Genomic DNA, 4,856 nt, shown 5'->3' with positions numbered 1-4,856 from the left:
AATCGAGAATGATGAGCTGAGGTTTGCTTCTTTCAATAAATTGAATCGCTTCGCGACCTGTCTCGACATGAAAAATGTCATAAGGTTCGTCTTTCACATACTGCTTATAAAGTATGGCTAGTGAAGTAGAGTCCTCTACCAGTAACACCCTTGGTCTCATAGTCCCATCCCAACGTAGTTTGTTTCATTTTTTATGATTTTTGTCAGCACTACTATTTGGCATTATGAGTGGTTTATAGCTCTCTAGTGCTGAAAATTCTCAATTTGAGAAAAGCGTTATTTAAGTATTAGCACAAGGTAGGAAATTTGCGAAAAATCCATACTTTTTAATTGATTAAGTTATGCCCAAATAATTTCAAGGTGTGTGGCTTGGCGAGGGTGATTGAATTTGGAGCCTAAATTTCTGAGATGATGTCGGCATCGCGCTTTATCAAACGCGATGCTTCGCTAGGGAGTAAGACACTGATACTACTCAAACCCTTGAGCTTTTCGCTTTTCTAACGCATCAAACGATTCATTGGCGAGTTGAGGAAGTGTTTCACAAAGCTCCAATGCTTTTGGTATTTTTCCTTCGACACAGTACTTCTCAATCATTCTTGCTTGTCTTGAAAGCGTTCGATTGCCTAGAGCGAGAGCAGAACTGCCCAGTGTGTGAACCTCGAACTCTAATGTTTGAAGGTCTTTTGTGCTTAATGCTTGCTCTATTTTCTCCATGCGATCGCGTGACTCTTCGACATAGTGATCAATCAAGGTAGGGATGATTTCGGCGCACGTATCTTTGATCATTTGCTGAAGAATATGCTCATCCACTAATTCTTGCTCGATAGTCAATGTGTTATTTATCGTCATAATAGCGCTCCCTATAACATAAACAGTTCGCTTTTTTTAATTTGCTGAGACAGTTTTTCTTTCCACTTTTTTGGTAAGAAACGCAGCTTGGAAACTTGGCGGATTAACTCATCTTTCAGGCTTGGTGTATGCTTCATGTTCAAGACAGAACCAATCAAGTTCGCATCGCTAGCATCGAGTAGCTTTTTGGCTTGCTCGAGCTGGGTTGCAGTCGTAGAACCATAATGCGCTACTAACAAAGTAGCATCACATACGCCAGCAATCACTTGAGGCGCAATATTGCTTCGGTTGACACTGAGAAGTGGTGATGTATCTATCACGACGCGCTCGTACTGCGTTAACCATTGTGCAATGTTTCGTTTCAGCATTGTTGGGTCTCGGTACGCTAACTGAGTGCTGGCGAGAGATGGAGCAGGGAGGCCGACTAAAGTTTGATGTGTATTCTCTCGTGTGATCAAATGGCCAACCTTCTCGTCATCATCAAATTCGTGAACAGTGTGATAAGCGGGTTTGAATAAGTTAAGGTCTACATACAAAGTATTGTGCCCTGCTAAAACCAAGCGCTCTGCAAGAGATGACGCCACGGAAGTGACACCATCTTCAGATTTACAACCCACAACACAAATCGTTTTGTGGCCTTTCTGTTCGCTCTGAAGATAAATTTGCTCAATCTCAGCGTGAGTTGCAGGAATAGTCATTACAACGCTCCTATTAACACGATGGTTGTGGTGATTTGTAAAATATCTCTTAATCCGGCCCTCGCTTTTTCAACAAAGCTTTCGTCTTTATGGGGAATGTAAATCGTGTCGCCTGCGCGAATAACTGGCAGCTCATAAATGTTGGCTGTTTTACTAAAGTTCACCAAATCAAATGTTCGGGCTTGGCCTTGGCAGCAAGACATATTGACCACACTGATCTTTTCAAGGTAGGCATTGTCAGTTGGTCCTCCTGCTTCCGCTAACAGATCAAGCACAGTCATGTTGTCATTGAATACGTACCGCCCTGGGTCTCTTACTTCACCTAATACGCGTACCGTGGACTCTTTTGAACGATCTAACCAGTTTTTGTTTTTTTCTGGAATGTAAATGGTATCACCAGGACGAACGTGGGGCAGAATTGACTCATCGCCTGTTTCAAAGTACATCGATAAATTCAATTTACTCACTTTGGCATAACCTAGGCCTCGGTGTGTGACACGGATGTTGTGAATATCTGCATCCATTGTCGGTCCATCGGCGGCAGACAAAATATCCAGAAAATGCATATCTTCGGTGAAACGATAGCGCCCAGGTGCATTGATTTGCCCGAAAACGTATATCGATGCGTCAGAGCTTTGGCTTACCCATTGCGATTTATTATCGGATGGGTCGTCAGGCAATGCATGTACCCTTACGACTGTACCAGCGGAAACTTGAGGTAGGCTTGATGTTGGTGAGCCATCCAGAATGTATTGGTCTAAGTCAAATTGTGTCATTTGACCGTTATTGGCGACTTCAATTTTGGTGGTATCAGCTCGTCGAGTTGGGCCTCCAACGTGTGCAAGCAGATCAATCAAATCCATTTCGTCTGACCACTCGATGCGTCCAGGGCGAACAACTTCTCCCATCACTGCGACCGCTCGACTAGGTGCTACTTTTAACCAAGACTTCTCATTGAAATCGGTTTTCTCCGGTACGAAAATCGCGTCTCCTGATCCAACATTTGGTGGTCTGGCTGAAGATAGTCCTTCTGTATGCGCGGTAAGATCGAATTTGATGACTTTGCCATCGGCTTTTATAACGCGAATTTGGCGAGATTCTGCGTAGCGAGTGGGCCCGCCAGCGTTGGCGAGGATATCCATGAAGCTAGCGCCTTGCTTGCCTTCGTATGCCCCAGGATGGGCGACTTCACCCATCACGTAAACCACATTTGCACCTGCTTTGATTTCTTCTTCCTGTTTTGGGACAAAGATGGTGGCACCTGGCAGGATCTCCGGCAGTAGGCTTTGGTCTCCAGTATCAAGGTACTTTTTCAGGTTAAACATGGTTGGGTTATTGTTTGTTATCACGCGAATTTGCTCAACACTGGCATATCGTGTCACGCCGCCAGCTCGCATTACGACATCAACTAGCGTGGTGTTTGGCTTGTATGAGAACGAGCCAGGTGCGTTGACTTCACCAAAGATTTTGATTGCACGAGCGGAATCTGCGCTGTCACCTGAATTCGCGAGTTTTGCTGCATCAAACTCTTGCTCAATATTCCCTACGAGTGGGGAAGCGGGGACAAATAAGACATCCAGTGATTCTAGTTTTGGCAGTTGGCTATTGTCACCCGTATCAAGGAAGCGTTTGTAGTCAAATTCAATGTTTTTATTTCCACGTTTCACGATCATTTTATCAAGCTGAGCCCCAGCGCGCAGGCCGCCAGCTTCGTACACAAACATTTGAATGTTGGACCCAGAAGGTAAGGTATATTCACCGGGTTTGACCACGTAGCCTTGAACGGACACTAACAACTGTTGCTGTTTAATAAAAACTCGAGCGTTGTTAACGTCACGATACACGGTCTTTAGCCTGTCGATAATCACGTCTTGGAGTTGTTGTTCATTGTAGCCGGCCACTAACACAGGGCCGACTTCTGGTAAATTAATTCGTCCACGACGATCAACCTGAAACCCTTGGTTTAACGACGCCTCTCCAGGTAAGTTAATCTGTATTAAATCACCGACCTTAACAGTATTGCTCTCATCCGCTATGGAAGAAGGTACCCACGCGACCAGACACAACAACATTAAGAGGATAAATGGTTTCATCGTGTTCATAGCGCGCCTCCTGCCGTTGGGTTGCGGTTTATTGAGGTATCGCTATCTGAATTAGGGCTAATAACCTCGATGCTTACTCGACGATTAGTTAAACGCACGGCGGATGTTTCACCTTCATAGAGTGGCAGGTTGTCTCCGACAGATTTGGTAGTGACTCTCTCTGAAGTGATACCAAATACGGTTAGGTAACGCTTTACTTGTTCCGCACGCGCTTGAGCAAGTTTCTGGTTGTAATCGGGTGTTCCAGTTGCATCCGCATGCCCCGTTACTACAAGAGATAGGTTGGGGTGGTCACGTAAAATGTAGGCTGCTTCTGCCAAATGTCCCATGTACTTCGGGTTGATTTCTGCTGAATCGACAGCAAACTGGTTGTCGATATTAAGTAGTGCATAGATATCCGAGACTATGTTTAGGTCGCTACGTAGTGCTTCAATATCATCGGGCGGTGTGCAAGTTGTTTGGCTCAGTACGTAGTCGAGTTGTTGTTCGAGCTGGTTTAAGCGTCGACGCTGAATCACAAGGTCGTTGGCAGCGTCGAGTAAAAGCCCACCTTCTAACTCGCGCGCAATTCTATTTTGTTTTTCAAGGGCCTGAACAACTGCCGCAGGAAAACACCAGCGCGCGCCCTCTTGGATTAGTGCGTCTAGATGTAACTTGGTCAATTGCCAATCAAACCTTAACCCATGTTCTGGACCTAAAGGCTCGTCAGGCATTAATGGGGAAAACTGATAATTCTCGATCGAGATATCTTGATAGCTTTCCGCCAAGCCACCTTTCCCGTGTTCTGGGTAGTCAAACGACGAACAACCAAACATGCCGACAACAAGACCGCTTACTGCATATCGTCGTAAAAGATTTACCATGCCAACCTCCGTTTAAACCGGTATTTTTAGTGTCCTTTTGAGTTAACGGGAATGGCATGGTTGATACGAAGCAAGCTCATGATTTCTAAAGGTTGGCCTGATACGTTTTCAATACTCATGCTTCTTTCACGTTCAACTAGACGCTTATATAAGTAAACAATGGCACCAATCCCTGAAGAATCAAGAAATTGGACGTGCTGTAGGTTAATTTCGACTTCTTTGTGATGATTGTTGTGAATTACTTCATCAATGTGATGTTGTGCTTGTCGACAGCCGCTTGCGTCTAAGTCACCAAAAAACTCAATGGCTAACTTGTCTTGATTGATTTCTAGTTTGCGTAATTC

General features: G+C 44.7%; 6 protein-coding genes. All 6 read right to left on the bottom strand.

The annotated features are described in order from the left end of the window. A partial coding sequence (locus CAG68_RS22555) for a response regulator (RefSeq protein WP_443083847.1) occupies positions 1-160 on the bottom strand: 160 nt, incomplete at its 3' end. Positions 161-468: 308 nt separating this feature from the next. Then, a complete protein-coding gene (locus CAG68_RS06785; protein WP_005377636.1) occupies positions 469-849 on the bottom strand; it encodes an Hpt domain-containing protein in 381 nt (126 codons plus the stop codon). A gap of 11 nt (positions 850-860) precedes the next feature. Then, positions 861-1,547, bottom strand: coding sequence for an AAA family ATPase (locus tag CAG68_RS06780; protein ID WP_017820661.1), 687 nt, complete (start codon positions 1,545-1,547; stop codon positions 861-863). After that, complete coding sequence (locus CAG68_RS06775) at positions 1,547-3,649, bottom strand: SLBB domain-containing protein (protein ID WP_161440949.1); 2,103 nt, start codon at positions 3,647-3,649, stop codon at positions 1,547-1,549. The genes CAG68_RS06780 and CAG68_RS06775 overlap by 1 nt, the downstream gene beginning before the upstream one ends. After that, the gene (locus tag CAG68_RS06770; RefSeq protein WP_161440948.1) at positions 3,646-4,512 is read right to left on the bottom strand and encodes an OmpA family protein; all 867 of its coding nucleotides are present in this window, start codon (positions 4,510-4,512) and stop codon (positions 3,646-3,648) included. The genes CAG68_RS06775 and CAG68_RS06770 overlap by 4 nt, the downstream gene beginning before the upstream one ends. Before the next feature lie 26 nt (positions 4,513-4,538). After that, positions 4,539-4,856: STAS domain-containing protein (locus CAG68_RS06765; protein ID WP_202599877.1), on the bottom strand; the 318-nt coding region annotated here is incomplete at its 5' end.

The organism is Vibrio sp. V42_P2S4T144 (assembly GCF_009904715.1).
In the GTDB taxonomy this organism is placed as follows: domain Bacteria; phylum Pseudomonadota; class Gammaproteobacteria; order Enterobacterales; family Vibrionaceae; genus Vibrio; species Vibrio alginolyticus.
The sequence above is the reverse complement of the archived record's forward strand: the minus strand, read 5'-3'. Positions and strand labels throughout refer to the sequence as shown.